Source organism: Amycolatopsis sp. WAC 01416 (assembly GCF_003947485.1).
Lineage (GTDB): Bacteria > Actinomycetota > Actinomycetes > Mycobacteriales > Pseudonocardiaceae > Amycolatopsis.
The window spans coordinates 126,453-141,731 of the sequence record NZ_QHHX01000009.1 but is presented as its reverse complement, the minus strand read 5'-3'; the positions used below and the strand labels follow the sequence as shown (position 1 = coordinate 141,731).

15 protein-coding genes are annotated in these 15,279 nt (G+C 68.3%); 5 read left to right on the top strand and 10 right to left on the bottom strand.

What is annotated here, in order from left to right:
* Positions 1 to 13 precede the first annotated feature (13 nt).
* Entirely contained in the window at positions 14 to 640 is a 627-nt protein-coding gene (locus DL990_RS29425; RefSeq protein ID WP_125784583.1) for a hypothetical protein, read from the top strand.
* 1 nt (position 641) lies between these two features.
* Here the strand turns inward: DL990_RS29425 and DL990_RS29420 are convergent, their stop codons facing one another.
* The gene (locus DL990_RS29420; protein WP_125800610.1) at positions 642 to 1,070 is read right to left on the bottom strand and encodes a MarR family winged helix-turn-helix transcriptional regulator; all 429 of its coding nucleotides are present in this window, start codon (positions 1,068 to 1,070) and stop codon (positions 642 to 644) included.
* 70 nt (positions 1,071 to 1,140) lie between these two features.
* On the opposite strand from DL990_RS29420, the gene DL990_RS29415 reads away from it, so the two are divergent.
* Positions 1,141 to 1,752 (top strand): TIGR03086 family metal-binding protein, encoded by a 612-nt coding sequence (locus tag DL990_RS29415; RefSeq protein ID WP_125800609.1) that lies wholly within the window; start codon positions 1,141 to 1,143, stop codon positions 1,750 to 1,752.
* A 97-nt stretch (positions 1,753 to 1,849) separates the two neighbouring features.
* Here DL990_RS29415 and DL990_RS41970 read toward each other — a convergent pair whose 3' ends face one another.
* Positions 1,850 to 2,140: a hypothetical protein gene (locus DL990_RS41970; protein ID WP_233598830.1), complete on the bottom strand. Its 291-nt coding sequence runs from the start codon at positions 2,138 to 2,140 to the stop codon at positions 1,850 to 1,852.
* Positions 2,141 to 2,524: 384 nt separating this feature from the next.
* On the bottom strand, positions 2,525 to 3,244 hold the full coding sequence (locus DL990_RS29405; protein WP_125800608.1) for a TetR/AcrR family transcriptional regulator: 720 nt from the start codon (positions 3,242 to 3,244) through the stop codon (positions 2,525 to 2,527).
* 81 nt (positions 3,245 to 3,325) lie between these two features.
* Here DL990_RS29405 and DL990_RS29400 point away from each other — a divergent pair, with 81 nt between their 5' ends.
* Complete coding sequence (locus DL990_RS29400) at positions 3,326 to 4,792, top strand: carotenoid oxygenase family protein (RefSeq protein WP_125800607.1); 1,467 nt, start codon at positions 3,326 to 3,328, stop codon at positions 4,790 to 4,792.
* Positions 4,793 to 4,834: 42 nt separating this feature from the next.
* Here DL990_RS29400 and DL990_RS29395 read toward each other — a convergent pair whose 3' ends face one another.
* From DL990_RS29395 to DL990_RS29370, 6 genes are all read right to left on the bottom strand, one after another.
* Positions 4,835 to 7,591, bottom strand: a complete 2,757-nt coding sequence (locus DL990_RS29395) for a DUF5682 family protein (RefSeq protein WP_125800606.1) — start codon at positions 7,589 to 7,591, stop codon at positions 4,835 to 4,837.
* Complete coding sequence (locus tag DL990_RS29390; protein WP_125800605.1) at positions 7,588 to 8,700, bottom strand: AAA family ATPase; 1,113 nt, start codon at positions 8,698 to 8,700, stop codon at positions 7,588 to 7,590. Before DL990_RS29390 ends, DL990_RS29395 begins: the two co-directional genes overlap by 4 nt.
* A 20-nt stretch (positions 8,701 to 8,720) precedes the next feature.
* Positions 8,721 to 10,091 carry a VWA domain-containing protein gene (locus DL990_RS29385; RefSeq protein WP_125800604.1) on the bottom strand — a complete coding sequence of 457 codons (1,371 nt, stop codon included), beginning with the start codon at positions 10,089 to 10,091 and terminating at the stop codon, positions 8,721 to 8,723.
* Positions 10,088 to 11,461, bottom strand: a complete 1,374-nt coding sequence (locus tag DL990_RS29380) for a hypothetical protein (RefSeq protein ID WP_233620614.1) — start codon at positions 11,459 to 11,461, stop codon at positions 10,088 to 10,090. Before DL990_RS29380 ends, DL990_RS29385 begins: the two co-directional genes overlap by 4 nt.
* Positions 11,461 to 11,958 carry a hypothetical protein gene (locus DL990_RS29375; protein WP_233598833.1) on the bottom strand — a complete coding sequence of 166 codons (498 nt, stop codon included), beginning with the start codon at positions 11,956 to 11,958 and terminating at the stop codon, positions 11,461 to 11,463. Before DL990_RS29375 ends, DL990_RS29380 begins: the two co-directional genes overlap by 1 nt.
* A gap of 71 nt (positions 11,959 to 12,029) precedes the next feature.
* On the bottom strand, positions 12,030 to 12,668 hold the full coding sequence (locus DL990_RS29370) for a haloacid dehalogenase type II (protein WP_125784598.1): 639 nt from the start codon (positions 12,666 to 12,668) through the stop codon (positions 12,030 to 12,032).
* A 64-nt stretch (positions 12,669 to 12,732) separates the two neighbouring features.
* On the opposite strand from DL990_RS29370, the gene DL990_RS29365 reads away from it, so the two are divergent.
* Together DL990_RS29365 and DL990_RS29360 are read left to right on the top strand one after the other, a co-directional pair.
* Positions 12,733 to 13,341 carry a CGNR zinc finger domain-containing protein gene (locus tag DL990_RS29365; RefSeq protein WP_125800603.1) on the top strand — a complete coding sequence of 203 codons (609 nt, stop codon included), beginning with the start codon at positions 12,733 to 12,735 and terminating at the stop codon, positions 13,339 to 13,341.
* A gap of 154 nt (positions 13,342 to 13,495) precedes the next feature.
* Positions 13,496 to 14,263 (top strand): twin-arginine translocation pathway signal protein, encoded by a 768-nt coding sequence (locus tag DL990_RS29360; RefSeq protein ID WP_125800602.1) that lies wholly within the window; start codon positions 13,496 to 13,498, stop codon positions 14,261 to 14,263.
* A gap of 57 nt (positions 14,264 to 14,320) precedes the next feature.
* On the opposite strand, the gene DL990_RS29355 is transcribed toward DL990_RS29360, so the two are convergent.
* Positions 14,321 to 15,040, bottom strand: a complete 720-nt coding sequence (locus DL990_RS29355) for a trypsin-like serine protease (protein ID WP_125784604.1) — start codon at positions 15,038 to 15,040, stop codon at positions 14,321 to 14,323.
* Positions 15,041 to 15,279: the final 239 nt, after the last annotated feature.

Below are 15,279 nucleotides of genomic sequence, written 5' to 3'. Positions count from 1 at the left end.
TAGGATCCCTTCGATGGAGGCGACCGGTGTTCTCGACGCGATCGATCCGCGCGAGGCGCTGACCGTTCTCGGCCCTTCCAAGGCCAAGAACCGAGGCGGTGACCTGCCCGAGTCCAGCACTGTCTGGCCGGAGGCGATGCTTCGCGCGCGGGCCGATGTCCTGGCGAGGTCCAAGGTCGACGACGGCGGGTTGCGGCCCGCGTGGCTGCGCTACAACGGGAACTTCTACCGGAACGTCGGCGGCGCCCTGGGCGAGGCCGCCGCGTCCGGGCGGACGCTGATCCTCAGCGGCGGCTACGGGCTGCTGCGCGCCGACGAGCCGATCTCCTGCTACGACCGGAAACTCAAGCTCCGCGACTGGCCGTCCGGTGTGCTCGAAGACGCCGTCCTCGGGGAGGCACGCCGGATCGGGGCGGCGAAGGTGGTCACGTTCGTGTCAGCCAGCGCCGACTACGCGAAGTTGATCCGGCGGATCCCCTGGGGTTCCACGGAAATCGGCGGCGTTCTGGTGACGATCGACTTCCACGGAGGCGGCGCGCAGGTCGAGGTGCCACGGCGGCTGGCACAGGCTTTCGGCGCGTGGTGGCGCCGGTCGCCGTCGGACTATCCGGCGGGCATGGTCGTGGAGTCGCTCGGCTGACTCACGGACACCGCGTCTCGGACAGCACACGCGCGGCGCGAAGGAAGGCTTCGCGATCGGCGGCGGAAAGCTGTCCGAGCAGCCGCTCCTCCTGCGCCTGGATCTCCGACTGGGCGGACCTTCGCGCGGCGCGGCCGGCTTCGGTGATCCCCAGCAGCCGGACCCGGCGGTCCTTCGGATCCGGCTCGCGGGTGATCAGCCCGTCCTCCTGGAGTTTGTCGAGGGTGCCGATGATCCGGGTCTTGTCCGCGCCGACCGCCTTCGCGAGGGCGGCCTGCGTGCGGACGGGCCCGTCGTCGAGCGCGCTCAGCACCACGTAGCCCCACATGGTCAACCCGTGCTCGGCCAGCACCGGCGTCTCGGCGTTCATCAGCCGTCGCATCAGCCCGCCGAGCATCGCCGCGAGATCCGGCCTCCCCTGCTCCGCCATGCGCAGACCATACCGACCCGGTTCGCGAAACCGGTTGACGAACTCGTATGCATATGTAGATGATATGCGTATGCCTATCGATGAACTCCGCATCCTCGACGCCATCGTGACTCGGGCCAGTCTGGATCTGGTCACCAAGATCACGCCCGCCGACCTGACCAAGCCGACGCCGTGCAGCGCCTGGACCCTGCACGGCCTGCTGGCGCACATGGCCACTCAGCACCACGGCTTCGCCGCCGCGGCCGAGGGCGAGACCGACCTCGGCCACTGGCGCCTGCTCCCGCTGGGCGACGACCCCGTGGAGACCTACCGCGCCTCGGTCAAGCGAGTCCTGAACGCCTTCGTCCCCCACGACCTCGCCGACCGGAAGTTCGCCCTTCCCGAGTTCTCCACCGAAGTCACCTTCACCGCGGAGCAGGCTCTAGGCTTCCATTTCGTCGACTACCTGGTGCACTCGTGGGACGTCGCCAAAACCCTCGGCCTGCCGATCACGTTCCAGCAAGAGGTCCTCGACGCCGGGCTGCGGTTCGCCGAATCGATTCCGGACGGGAAGAACCGGAAGGCACCCGGCGCCGCCTTCGCCCCTGCCGTCGACGAGAAGGGACCGTCCGACCTGGACACGATCGTCGCCTTGCTCGGCCGTTCGCCGTCGTGGTCGCGTCACGAAGCCGTACTGGCGTGATGCGCGGCCTCGAGAGTCCGGGCGGTGATCAGCACCGGTTTCTCCAGGGACAACCCATGTGCGGCCTTGGGCACGACCTCCACATCGATGTGCGGGTTCAGTGATCCGAGCCGGGTCGCCGGACGGGCACGTCGATCGCGGACAACTCGTCGTCGCTGAACAGGTGCATTTCAGGGAGGCGCTGTTTGTATTTGAGGGCACCGAAAAGCAGAGGTCGCACGGTACGCCGGACCGCGGGATCCCCGGACGACACCAACCGGAGCAGCCATTTCGGCAAGATCTCACGGAAGCTCCACCAGATGAAGCTCCGGCCGATCGCGCCGAACCCCGCGGCTTCGAAGGTGACGACGACGGCGATCCGGCCGGTCGCCCGGGTAGCGAGGTTCAAGGCGAGCCAGCCGCCTCGCGAAACGCCGGCAAGCAGACCTTCTTGTGGCCGGTTCCCGCGAGCACCCCATCGACGACTTCGGCAAGCCGATCCGCGCAGTCCTCCGTGGACCGATGGGCGCGGTCTGGCTCGATCGCCCCGGCTCGCCGATCATGTCGACGGCGTGGATCCGGTGCCGGACGGCGAGTTCGGCGATATGCGGACACCAGGACAGTGACGTTCCCATCCCGCCGGAGAGCAGCACGATCGGCGGACCGTCCCGCGGGCCGCAACGCCGGACACGGGTCGGGCCGAATCTCGTCTTGATGTCCAGTTGCGCGCCTACCCCACCTGACCCGCGCTCGCGCCGATGTCCGCCGGCTCGTGACCGGATCGACGAGGTGTTCAGCGGCGATCGATGAGCGCTTCGATGCCGTCCAGGATGCGGCCGAGACCGAACTCGATGTCGGCTTCCTCCATACCTTCTTCGCCGTACGCCTCGCCGGAGATCACGGCGGCGACGCGCAGGTAGCCTCGGCCTTCGAGACGCGGCCCCAGGAACGCGCTCAACGCCCGGACCTGATCCGAAGGGCTCGCGTTGACGTCTCGCAGCAGTGAGGCGGTGCTGCGGACCCAGCCGTCCACGAGGACGGCGCAGCCGGTCGCATCCTGGATGTTCAGACCCGAGCCGGCCATCCCCTCCAGGAAGTTTTCCAGCCACCCCAGCAGATTCGGCGTGCTCGGCGCCCTTCGCACCGGCAGGTCGATCAGCCACGGGTGGCGACGGCAGCGTGCGAGAAGCGCGCGAGCCCAGGCCGTCACCGCTGCGCGCCAGTCGCCGGACGACAGTTCCGGCGGCGGCCCCCAGGCCGCTTCGGCGACCAGGACGAGCAACTCCTCCTTGGAGCTCAGGTACCGGTAAAGCGCATTGGCGGTGATGCCGAGCCGTTTGGCGATCGACGGCATGGACAGTGCCTGGTAGCCCTCCGCGTCGGCCTGCGCGATGGCCGCGTCGACGATCTGCTCGAGGCTGTATCCCGGTTTCGGCCCGCGCCGGGGCGCCGGGGCGTTCCCCCAGGCCAGCGCGGTACCCGGCGGCAGCAACCCGATCTCGACGTCGTCCATCGGGGCATTGTTGCATCCAAAACAGGTAAAGGCATACACTGTTCATGGCATACACAGTTGTTTCCGAGTTGGGGGATCGACATGACCGAACCGAACAGGCGGAACGTGCTCCGCGGCGCGGCCGCCCTCGCCATCGGAGGAGCCGCCGCGACCTACGGGAGCACCGCGCCCGCGTTCGCCGCGACGAATCCGGCGAAACCGCGTTACCCGTTCGCCGAAGGCGCGTTCGCGCCGGTGAAGGAGGAGGTGACCGCGTTCGGCCTGCCGGTCACCGGCCGCATTCCGAACGACCTCTGCGGGCGGTACCTGCGCACCGGGCCGAACGCCCTCGGGCTCGAAGATCCGCGCGCTCACCACTGGATGCTGGGTGAGGGAATGGTGCACGGTGTCCGGCTGCGCGACGGGAAGGCCGAGTGGTACCGCAACCGATGGGTGCGTTCGTCCGGTGTCGCGGCGAAACTGGGCGAGCGGTACCCGTGGCCGGTGCCCACCGAGGATTTCGCGCCGAACACCCACGTGATCAGCCACCACGGCCGCATCCTCACCCTGCAGGAGTCCGGCGCCCCGCCATACGAACTCGACGGCGAGCTGAACACCTTGGGGCCCTTCGATTTCAGCGGCTCACTGGAGGGCTCCTACACCGCGCACACCAAGTTCGACGCGCGCGCCGACGAACTGCACGCCGTGACCTACCACCCGACCTGGGACCACGTACGGCATCTGATGATCGACCGGACCGGCCGCGTCGGGCGGACCACCCGGATCCCGGTCACTGACAGCCCGATGATGCACGACTTCGGGCTCACGGAGAACTATGTGGTCGTCTTCGACGTACCGGTCACCTTCGACCCGCAGCCGGGCAAAGTCGTGCCCTACAAGTGGAACACGGATCACCCGGCGAGGGTCGGGGTGATGAAACGCGATGGTGGCCCCGTCCGCTGGTTCGGCGTGGATCCGGTGTTCTACTCGCACACGCTCAACGCCTACGACCACGGCTCCACGGTGGTGGTCGACCTGACGACGATGCCGGCACCGTTCGAGGTGGCAGGCAAGCAGGGCTTCGGCGGCCCGTCGGCGTCAGGGCCGCCGGTGCTGGAGCGCTGGACGATCGATCTCGCGCTGGGCCGTGTGCGGCGCCGTGTCCTCGACGACCGGCCACAGGAGTTCCCGCGGGTCAACGAAAGCCTGGTGTCACGACGGCACCGGTACGGCTACTCGGCCTCCCCCGGCGAACTGTTCGACGTCTACCTGGACAAGCCCGCCGATACCTTCGGCAACGCGCTGATCAAGCACGACCTGCGGAACGGACGCTCGGAGGTGCATCAATTCGGGCGGGGCGCCGACGCGAGCGAAGCGGTCTTCGTCCCGTCGTCCCGCGGCAAGTCCGAGGACGACGGTTATGCCATCGCCTACGTCAACAATCCCGACCGCAACGCCTCGGACCTGGTGATCCTCGCGGCACAGGACTTCACCGCGAAACCCTTGGCGCGCATCCATCTGCCGAGGCCGGTGCCGCTGGGCTTCCACGGAAGCTGGGTCGCCGACTGACCGATCGGGCGGTCGCCGGATGCCCGGCGACCGCCCTCGGGTTCACACCCCGGTGAGCACCTCCTCCAGTGCGGCGGCGGAGTCCGGGTACCGCTCTAGCAGCCTCAAGCCAGTGGGTGCGGCGCTCCCCCAAGGCTCGTCGCAGCCCAGCAGCCCCGCCACGGCGTCGCAGGCCGCCGGGTGCGCGGCCAGCAGCGCGAGCCCGCTCCCGCCCGATTTCCTCAATATGGCAAGCGGTTCCGACTGGTTTTTCCAGGGCGGCACCCATTCATCGAGCGCCGCCAGGCGACCGGGGAAGATCCGCCCCGCCTCACGCACGAGCAGCGGCACCAGGTCCGCGCCCCGGGACCGCAGCGTGGTGATCAACGTCGGCAACCACGGCAGCAGCACCCTGTCCGGGAGCTCGGAGAAGGCGTTCGACACCGCCTCGACGACGAAGTCGGCCAATCCCGGCGCCGGTTCCAACGCGTGGACGAACCCGCTCAGGTAGCGCGGATAAGCGGGCAGCACCAACGGGTTGGCCAGCAGTCCGGCGCACCGCTCGCGGAGTTCCGCGCGCGAGAGGCGTCCGAGCTGGACCTGCGCCGCCCACAGCAACGCCACCTTCGACGGCTCCTCCGGATGCGATCCGGAGATCGCCAGCTCCAGCTGCGTACGGTCGCACCCCAGCGACAAGGCGAGCGCCTCCATGCTGAACAGGAAGCCGAGCATCGCGGCGACCTGCTCGACACCGGCCTCCTCGTCGGCGAAGGCCGCCGGGAGCAGGGTGCAGTAATGCGCGTACCCCGTCCTGACGAAATCCTCGATCCATCGGGGCAGCACCGGCTCGCTGGTCCGGTAGTGGGCCAGCAGCCTCCGCACCCGCCGCAGCACTTCCGGCGCTCCGTCGACGGAGCGTTCGGTGGCCAGCACCTCCAGGGCACGCGTGCCCAGCTCCCCCGCCAGCCGGGCGCTGCGCAGGTAGAGCGTCGCGTCCTCGACCGCTCCGAGCACCTTCGCCGCGGTGGCCTGCGGATGGTAGGCGGCACGACGAAGCCGTTGCTCCAGCACCTGCTCGATGCTGACGCCCTCGTAGCCCAACTCGATGAGGGCCCGCTGGTGAGTGCCCAGCGCCAGATCCCACGACTCCTGGATCGGCCGTTCACCGAGCCGCCGCTCCCCCATGATCGGCCGCGCCGCGCCGTGCGGCATCAGGTACCGCAGCATCCACAGCAGATCGGAGCAGGGCTCCAGCTCCGGCCTCGAAGCGATGTCGAGCAGCGCCCGCTGCACACCTCGTTGCTGCAGCTTGAGGTTCAGGGGCTCGAGCCTGTCGTGCACGTCGCGTGCCAGCGGCGGCAACGCGTCGTAGCCGACTTGGCCGATCCGGTCGCCGCCCATCATGATCTCGACGAGGCGGCGCACGTCGCGTCTGCCGGGCACGACGTCCTTCTCGATACAGGTGACCGCCGCGTCCTGGAAGTCGTACGGCGTCGGCTTGGCCCTGTCACGCAGGCCCGCCAGCAGGATCGAGGTCTCGAACACCGCGATGGCGTCGGCCGTCGAGGACAGGTACCCATTGCGGCGCGCCGCCCGCACGATCTCGACCGACCAGCCGAGCAACTCGGCCTCGTCCAGCCGGTCGAGCACCGGAGGCCGTTGCAGGAAACCGGAAAGCTGATCCGACGACGCCGGATCCGGCGTCTGTGCCGGCAGCTCCGCGGCTTTCTTCCGCTTCGGGACGCCAACCTGCCCGTCCAGCTGGAACTGCTTCACCTTGGTGCGCTTGAGGTTCTTCGCCCACTCCGTCGCGGCGATCGACACCGATCCCCCGGCGAGCCCGAACTGCGCCTCGATCGAGGCGTGGCTCGACGGGATCAGCCCGTACTGCCAGGTGCTCGCGCTGCGCGGACTGATCACGAACCCGTCCGTGCCTTCGACGCCGAACTCCGCGACCCGGCTGGCCGCGTGGAACGCGCCGCAGATGTAGAGGCAGTCCGCGGGATCCGCACCCGAAGTGGCGAGGTGCTCGCGCATGCGGGTCCACATGTAACGCTCGCGGTCTTCGTCCACCCGCACGCGCCGGGTGTCGCCCGGCGCGAGACGGCGGAACAGGCTGCCGATCAGGAACATGACCTGGCGGTAGGTGTCGTGGTCGCTGTCCCCGAGCGGCAGCTCGACGTACTGGTGCCACCACTCCGACCAGTGCCGCACCCGCCCGTGCCGCAGGAGGTGTTCCTCGAGTTCGGCGAACCGCGGCCGCAGGTCACCGATCTCGACGCCGACCGCGTCACCGTGCAGCGCGGCCTCTTCCTCCGCGGGCGGCGCGTCCGGATCCGGAGCGGGTTCGCCTTCGTTCCACTGGAAGACGTGGTCGGCCGACCGGTCGACGAGGACGAGTTCGACACCCGGGGTGTCGAGGGCGTACGCGATCGCCTGGTACTCGGCCGAAGCCTCGGTGATCGGCGCGACAACGGACAAGGGCGCCCACTCGGCGGGGAAGCCCTTCACGTCCGTCGCGAAAGCCTGCACCGCGACGGGAAGACGGCAGTTGCGCAGCTCGGTCAGCAAGGGCGCCATGTCTTCGCACAGCTCGAGGTACACCACCTTCGGCTGCTTCTCCCGCAACCGCCGGGCCATCGCCACGGCCGAAGCCGGGGAATGGTGGCAGACCGGGAAGATCTCCAACGGTTCCCGCACCGCGCGGTCGACGTCGTCGACGAGTCCGAGCAGGATGCCCTCCAGCGCGCCGGGCCCGTCGGCGAAGGCGGCCGCGGCCTCCTGCAACTGGCCGCGCAGCGCCTCGAAGGCGCCGCTCACGAGAGCGTGGCGATCGCGTCGCGGCCGCCGTCGAGGAACTCCGGCCAGTCTCCGCCCTCGTCCTTGCTGCGCGGCTCGACGACGCCGTGCAGGTACTTGTTGAGAATCGCCAGGTCTTCCGGCTCACGACGGGCGAGTGAGCCGACCAGCGACGACGCGAGCGTTCGGGCGGTCAGCGCCTGTTCGCCGAAGAAGTTGCTGTGCAGCACCGCGTCTTCGAGCACGCCGATCTGTTCGGCGGTGGACAACGCGGACTCCAGCTTCTCGTCGTCGCTGCCCGCCGACGCCGCCGCGGCACGCAGGTCACCGAAGCTGCGCAGCAGCACGTCGAGCAGGGTCGGCGGCACGTCCAGCTCGATCTGGTGACGGCGCAGCAGTTCCTCGGTGCGGAAGCGGACGATCTCCGCCTCGCTCTTCTTGTTCGTCACCACCGGGATGCGGACGAAGTTGAACCGGCGCTTGAGCGCGGAGGACAGGTCGTTGACGCCGCGGTCACGGCTGTTGGCGGTGGCGATCACGGAGAAGCCGGGTTTGGCGAAGACGATGCCGTCACTGTCCAGCTCCGGTACCGAGATGTACTTCTCGGACAGGATCGAGATCAGCGCGTCCTGCACGTCGCTGGTGGACCGGGTCAGCTCCTCGAACCGGCCGATCGAGCCCGCCTCCATCGCGGTCATGATCGGCGACGGGATCATCGACTCCCGGGACTGGCCTTTGGCGATGACCATGGACACGTTCCACGAGTACTTGATGTGATCCTCGGTGGTGCCGGCGGTCCCCTGCACGACGAGCGTCGAGTTGCGGGAGATCGCCGCGGCCAGCAGTTCCGCGAGCCAGCTCTTGCCGGTGCCGGGGTCGCCGATCAGCAGCAGCCCGCGGTCGGAGGCGAGCGTGACGATGGCTCGTTCGACGATGCTCCGGTCGCCGAACCATTTCTGCGAGATCTCACGGTCGAGGCCGTCGGCGCGCTCGGCGCCGAGGACGAACAGGCGCACCATCTTCGGGGACAGGCGCCAGGCGAACGGTTTGGGGCTGTCGTCGATCGACTCGAGCCAATCCAGCTCTTCGGCGTACTTGAGTTCGGCGGGGGCGCGCAGGACGTCGGACATGTCTTGCCTTTCGGGGAAGTTCAGGAGGTGAGGAAGGTCTTGAGTTCGTGGACGAGCTTGGTGATGTGGCCGGAGATCACCGGCGTGCCGAGATCCTTGAAGCGCTCGCGGAACCAGGGGTTGACGCTGCCCCGGCCGGCGCTGGTGACCGAGCCGACCGGGATGAACTTCGCCCCGGCCCGGTGGATCGCGGCCATGCTTTCGAAGAGCTGCTCGACGCGGGTCTCGTAGAAGTCGGAGATCCACACCACCACGGTGTTGGCGGGCTCGGCGATCTTCGGCTGGGTCAGCGCCATCGCGACCATGCCGTCGTTGCCGCCGCCGAGATTGGTGCGCAGCAGGGTTTCGAACGGATCGTGCACCCACGGCGTGAGGTCGAGGGCCTGGGTGTCGTAGGCGATCAGGTGAACGTCCACTTTGGGCAGTCCGGCGAAGATCGAGGCCAGTACGGCGCAGTTGACCATCGAGTCCACCATCGAGCCGGACTGGTCGACGACCGCGATGAGCCGTTGCGGGGTGGTCTTCTTCGCGGTCTGCTTGTAGTAGAGGCGATCGACGTAGAGCCGTTCCTCGTCGGGGCTCCAGTTGGTGAGGTTCTTCCAGATGGTGCGATCGAGGTCGAGGTTGCGGAACACGCGCTTCGGCGGGACCGACCGGTCGACCTTGCCCGTCGAGGCCTTCTCGACCTGGGTCCGCAAGACCTCCGCGATCTCGTCGACGTAGCGGCGGATGAGCGACTTGGCGTTGGCCAGCGCCACTCCGGACAGATTGTCCTTGTCCCGCAACAGCTGTTCGATGAGTGACATGCTCGGGCTCAGCTTCGCCGCGAGCGCGGGATCGGCGAGGACCTCGCGCAGATGCATCCGCTTGACGAGGTCGGCCTCGATGGCACCGAGTTCCGGGCCGATCGACGGGAGCAGCGTGCTCAGATCGGGAGCCGGGCCCCCGCCGGTACCACCCAGCCCGGTCGGGGAGCCACCGGGACGACCGCCGCGGAGTTCGCCCGGACGGCATCCCAGTGCGCGCTCGAACCAGCCCGCGTCGGCCTGCCAGCTGGACAGCTGCCCGGCCGTCACAGTGGAGGGCGCGGCGGCGAAGACGTTGAGCAGCACCTTCGACACCAGCGCCGCGCGCCGCACCTCCGCGGCCTTGTCCCGGCTGTCTTCGGCTTCGGGGACCATCAGCCCGTCGAACTCGGCGGCCAGTTCCGGATGACGCTGGACGACCGAGTCGACCGCGACGTTCGGATCGAGCAGAGCGGACGGCAGGCCGATGTCCTCGACCACGGCCACACTCGCCGCTTCGAGCGCGGCCTGCTCCTCGGTGTCGAAAAGCCGGGCGAGCAGCCGCCAGTACAGGACCTGGCGGCGGTTGTCCTCGGATTCGGTCATTTCCGCAACAGCCTTCCGGCGCGTTCGCGCAGCACGGCCGCGGCGTCGGTGGCCGCCTTCTCGGCTTTCACCCCGGCCTTGTCCGTGGTGCCCCCGGCCCAGGCTCCGGCGTGCACGGCGGTGGTCTTCTTGCGCACCGTCGTCTCCACCGCGAGCGGTTGGAGCCGGAAACCGCCGTCCCACCGGATCAGGCCGATGCACGCGCTGGAACTCGCGACCGCTTTCGGCGTCAGCGGACCGGCCGCCGGGATGCGGTCGGTCTCGACGGCGAGGTGGTTCCCCGCGAACGTGAACGTGAGCGCGTCTTCGTCGCCCTCGATGCCGTAACCCTCGAGGAAGACGGGGACGGCGATCCGCACCGGATGCCGATCCAGTGGTGCGACCGCCGGCGTGACAGCCTTCGGCAGCGCGACACGCGCGGTGGAGAAAGCGTCCGCAAGCTCACCGAGGCGGGCATGTCGGTCCTGCCAGAGCAGGTCGCCCTCGGCCGTGACCGGCATCTCGGCGAGGTCCATCGAGCGGCCCTCGCTGATCGCCGTGAGCAGGGAAAGATGCGGGCGCAGCAACTGCCAGATCCCGGCGCCGATGATCGTATCCGGCTTCGGCACCGTCACGCTGGCACGCACGAGACGCGGCGTGCTGCCGTCCTCGGGCTCGAACACGGCGTGGACCTGGGCTTGGGCGGCCGTCGAGTGTTCCAGCAGCTCGACCCCGAGCGGCAGCAGGCGGCCGGTGACCGTGCCGATCGTGGGCGTGGCCGCGGGCAAGGTCAGCAGTATCCCGCGCGACCACAGGTCACCCCAGCGTCGAACCGGAACACGTTCCAACGCCGCACCAGGACAGGACGCGGCGAGCTCCGCGGCAAAGCCGTCGAGCAGGACAGCCAGCCGACGCAGGCCCGGTTCCGCGAGCAGAGCGGAGATCACCTGCGACGAAGCCGAGATCAAATCGTGGTCGATACCCTGCCAGCCGGCGCGGGCCAGATCGGCCAGCCAGGAACGGGCCGCGGCCGGCAGATTCGGCATGTCCGTCTCGGACACTTGCCGGATGGACTCCTCTTCCGACCGCCGGCCGGTCGCCTCGGCAAGGCGTGCGAGGACGGCGTCGTGCACGGAACCGAACACGGCGATCCTCGCCGCCGCAAGGGAAACGAAGTGTTCCTCCCCCGCGGCACCGGCTGCCGTCTTCTCGGCCGCCTCGGCGACTCTCGACGCCAACGGCGACCCCGCGACGGCCTCTGCCAGCTCGGTCAACCCGGCGATCTTCTGTGGACGAAGTAATCCGGCGACGAGTACGTCATCGAAGGCGTCGACGACCGCCAGCGCCTCGTCGAGACCGTCGATGGGGTCGGTGAGCAGATCGGTGCGCATCACACCACCGCCCTGGTCGGCGGGAACCAGTGCAGTTCCGGCAGCGGCGCCGTCGACGCTTCGAATTCCAGATAGGCCAAGTGCCGCAAGAACTGGCTGAACACGGACGCGGCGGCGGTGTTGTCGCCCTGCGACGGCCGCGTCGCGCTCATGGTCTGCGAAATGGCCTGCGCGGTCGGCTCCGGAACTTCGACGCGCAAGTACCGCGCGACCCGCTCGGCGCCGTACTGAAGAGTGGATTCGTTGATCAGGGCGAGGATGTGGTTGCAGAACATGCCCCGCGCCCCGCCGCAAGGCCGATTGTTGTTGGTACTACAGGCGAACTCGTACGTGCTCGCCGCGACCGACGAGACGTACACGCGCCCGATGTCCGATCCGCTGGACACCACGCCCTGCACCCGTCCGTCGGCCAGTTCGACGAACGGGACCTTCGCGAGCTTGCGCGGGCGGGCAGGTGGCAACACCCGGGCCGTGCTCGCTCTTTCCCAGTCTGACAACGCATCTTCTCCTTGCGGGGTGCCTCGGTGGGGACTGGGATGAACCTAGCGGGAGGCACCGACAGTTTTGATCAGGTTCGATGTTTTGCGAGCTGACCGGCCAGATCGGCGAGGTCGTCGGCATGGAAGTCGAAGCGATCCGCCACCGAAGGCGGGTCCCCGACAGGCCTCGCGACGTAAGCCGTCCGGAGACCGACGCTCTGCGCTCCCCTCAGGTCCCACGCGTGGGTGGCGACCATCAGCAGCCGCTCCGGCGGTGCACCTGAGGCCTCGACGGCCAGTTCGTAGACGGCCGGGTCCGGTTTGTAGGTCTGGGCGTCCTCGGCGGACAGCGCCACGTGCCAGCGGAGGCCGGCGTGGGCATTGATCCGCAGCAGGCTCGTCCGGCCGGCGTTGGAGAGCCCGATCATCCGGTGGCTCTCGGCGAGCCTGGCCAGCCCTTCGACGGAGTCGGGCCACGGCGAAAGCTTCGGCACCACGTCTGTCTTGGTGACCAACTGAGCTGCTTCGCGGTCGAGAACGTCACTTGGGGCGTACGGCCGCTCCCCCTCGACGATGCGCCGCTGCTCGGTCTCGACGTGGCCCTGCCACAGCTCGACCAGCTCGTCCGCGTCGGCATCCGGCACGGCTTGCCGGATGGCCGCGCGAATCCCGGCGGGCTCGTCGACGAGCGTACCGAGTATGTCGAACACCAAGGCGTCGATCTCCACGGACAACCTCCTGGTAAGGGTTAAAGTAGCAGTTAACCGTGAACGTACGAGAGGTCGGTAAGGGATGCAAGTAGTATTAGACGATTACGTCTGGGCGGCGGGCGTCGCTACCGACCTGGTCAACACCGCCGCGGAGGTCTGGCACGGCGAGGACAAGCTGCCCGACCTGGCATCTCTCGCTGCCTTCGCCGAGCTTCACTCACTACCTGAGCCCACCCGACGCAGTGATCTGCGTGCCGTTCACCGGCTACGCGTCACAGCGCGGGACCTGATCGACCACCCGGACCAGGCGTGCCTCATCACTGCCGCCACCGCGCTCACCGCTTCGATCGGTGGCGTCACCCTCGACACCTCGCGCGACCGCGCTCGATGGGCCGTCTCACTCCGGCCGGACGCGACCGTCGTCGACGCGCTTTCACTGATCTGTGGCGTCGGAATACTCGGCGTCGCCCAGTCTCTCGGCGTGGAACGGTTCCGCGCCTGTGCCGCACCTACATGCCGAGGTGCGTTCATCGATACGACGCGACCCGGACGACGTCGCTATTGCATGCCGGGATTATGCGGAAATCGCGTCAACGTGGCCAACCATCGGGCGCGTAGGGCATCCACACAGGCGCCCGAACCCCAGTCCGCCGCGAATGCCGTAGCAGCGGTTCGAGAGCTTGGCCCATAAAAGAATGCCGCCCACTTCGAAGTATGATGCGCGAGAGTGAACTTTCTCGACAGCGGACGAGTGATGACGGACAATCGAATGCGCGCGACACATTGCGGCAAACCCTTGTCGCGCTCAGTTCCCTTGCTCCCCTCATTCGGCGAAAAGGAAACCCATGCATGACGATGATGAGCCCGTAGGCCGGGTACTCGGCAGGCGGCAGGCGCTGATTCTTCTCGGCGCCGCCGGCGCGACACTCACTGTCGCCGGATCCGCCACCGCGAGTGCCACCACCTCCAGCGCAGGCACACCCGAGGTCTGCACGCTGGACTGCGTGGTCAAGCCAGAGCAAATGGAAGGTCCGTACTTCGTCGACGAACGGCTCAACCGATCCGATATCCGCAGTGAGCCATCCACCGGACAACTGGTCGCAGGCACCGCGCTGGCAATCAATTTCACCGTTCAGCAAATTCGCCAGCAGGTGTGCACCCCACTACCGGGCGCCATGGTCGACCTCTGGCAGTGCGACGCGTTCGGGCTGTACTCCGACATTCCGTCCCAGGGAAGTCGCGGCCGCCGTTTCCTGCGCGGCTACCAGAACACCGACCAAGCGGGAGCGGCCAGGTTCACGACCATTCTTCCGGGCTGGTATACGGGACGCACGCTGCATATCCACATCAAAATACGCACCGTCGGAACCAACGGCCGTCCGTACGAGTTCACCTCGCAGCTTTACTTCACACCCGAGTTCGGCGCGGCCTATCTGCGGACCGAGCCGTACCGGCGCAAAGGCCCGGCCGACACGACCAACAGCCGGGACTCGATCTACCGCAGCGGCGGAGCCCAGATGCTGCTACGTCCACAGCAGGCCGGAAGCGGCTACACGGCGGACTTCGCGATCGGTCTCGACCTGTCGAACACCCAGGTCGGCCGTCCCGACTAGAACAAGCACAGGGCCCTCCCCGGCAACCGCCGGGGAGGGCCCTGCCACATCCAGACGTCAGACGCCGGCGATCTGCTGAATCCAGGGCCGGTACCGCGTGATGTTCGTGTACGCGGTCGTGGTCTGCCGGTCACTCGTCGACGCGACGCCGACCTGACGGCCGGAGGCGAACATCGGGCCGCCCGAGTCGCCGCCGGCGGTGATGCCGTCGCCGCGCCGCGCGCACACCGCGATGCCGCCGTTGTAGTCACGGCAGGAGACCGACGTGACCGAGACGTTGGCGACCTTCAGGTAGCGCGACTGGCAGTTGATCTCCGAGCCGCACTGGCTGGTCGCGCCCCAGCCGTAGACCTGGACGGTCTGCCCGACGGAGACGTTGGCGGTGGTGCCCAGCGGCGAGTACGTGGCGTTCACCGGGGCGGTGAGGCGCACGATCGCGAGATCCGCGCTCGCGTGGCGGGTGACCGTGGAGCCGGTGGCCATGGTGCCGCCGCTCTGCTGGTCGAGGCTGCCGATCCGGAAGGTGAACGTGCCACTGCTGGCGACGCAGTGCTTCGCGGTCAGGATGTACTGCGGCGCGATGATCGTCGAGGTACAGGTCTGCCTGCCGTTGGCGAAGAGCCTGGCCGCCCAGGGGCCGCTCGACGCGTTCTGGCCGCCGATGATCATCGGCTGGACATCGGAGGACGGTTCCGCGGCGGACGCCACGGGGGCGGTGACGCCGAGCAGCGCCGCGAAGGCGGTGCCGGCGATCAGGGCGAAGGAGCGCAGTCGCATGGTTCCGACTCATTTCTGCGACCCGGGTTCGGCCGCGCGATGGGGACGGGTGTGCTGATTCTGGGGCGCGGCAAGAGAAACCTGACACCGACGAAAGTCGTGCAGTAGATACCTATTCCTACGCCGCGGCCACCGCTAAGTGGCCGTCTAGGTACTGGAACGGCCCGCCGGTTACGACGACCGGCGTCCGTCCACTTGAGACGGATGGCGGCATAACCCCAGGGACATAACCTGACTCC

Coding starts and splice junctions, on each gene's coding strand:
- DL990_RS29385 (WP_125800604.1), bottom strand. CDS start 10,091: ATGACCGAATCCGAGGACAACCGCCGCCAGGTCCTGTACTGGCGGCTG.
- DL990_RS29355 (WP_125784604.1), bottom strand. CDS start 15,040: ATGCGACTGCGCTCCTTCGCCCTGATCGCCGGCACCGCCTTCGCGGCG.
- DL990_RS29400 (WP_125800607.1), top strand. CDS start 3,326: ATGACCGAACCGAACAGGCGGAACGTGCTCCGCGGCGCGGCCGCCCTC.
- DL990_RS29420 (WP_125800610.1), bottom strand. CDS start 1,070: ATGGCGGAGCAGGGGAGGCCGGATCTCGCGGCGATGCTCGGCGGGCTG.
- DL990_RS29405 (WP_125800608.1), bottom strand. CDS start 3,244: ATGGACGACGTCGAGATCGGGTTGCTGCCGCCGGGTACCGCGCTGGCC.
- DL990_RS29425 (WP_125784583.1), top strand. CDS start 14: ATGGAGGCGACCGGTGTTCTCGACGCGATCGATCCGCGCGAGGCGCTG.
- DL990_RS29390 (WP_125800605.1), bottom strand. CDS start 8,700: ATGTCCGACGTCCTGCGCGCCCCCGCCGAACTCAAGTACGCCGAAGAG.
- DL990_RS29380 (WP_233620614.1), bottom strand. CDS start 11,461: ATGCGCACCGATCTGCTCACCGACCCCATCGACGGTCTCGACGAGGCG.
- DL990_RS29365 (WP_125800603.1), top strand. CDS start 12,733: ATGCAAGTAGTATTAGACGATTACGTCTGGGCGGCGGGCGTCGCTACC.
- DL990_RS29415 (WP_125800609.1), top strand. CDS start 1,141: ATGCCTATCGATGAACTCCGCATCCTCGACGCCATCGTGACTCGGGCC.
- DL990_RS29360 (WP_125800602.1), top strand. CDS start 13,496: ATGCATGACGATGATGAGCCCGTAGGCCGGGTACTCGGCAGGCGGCAG.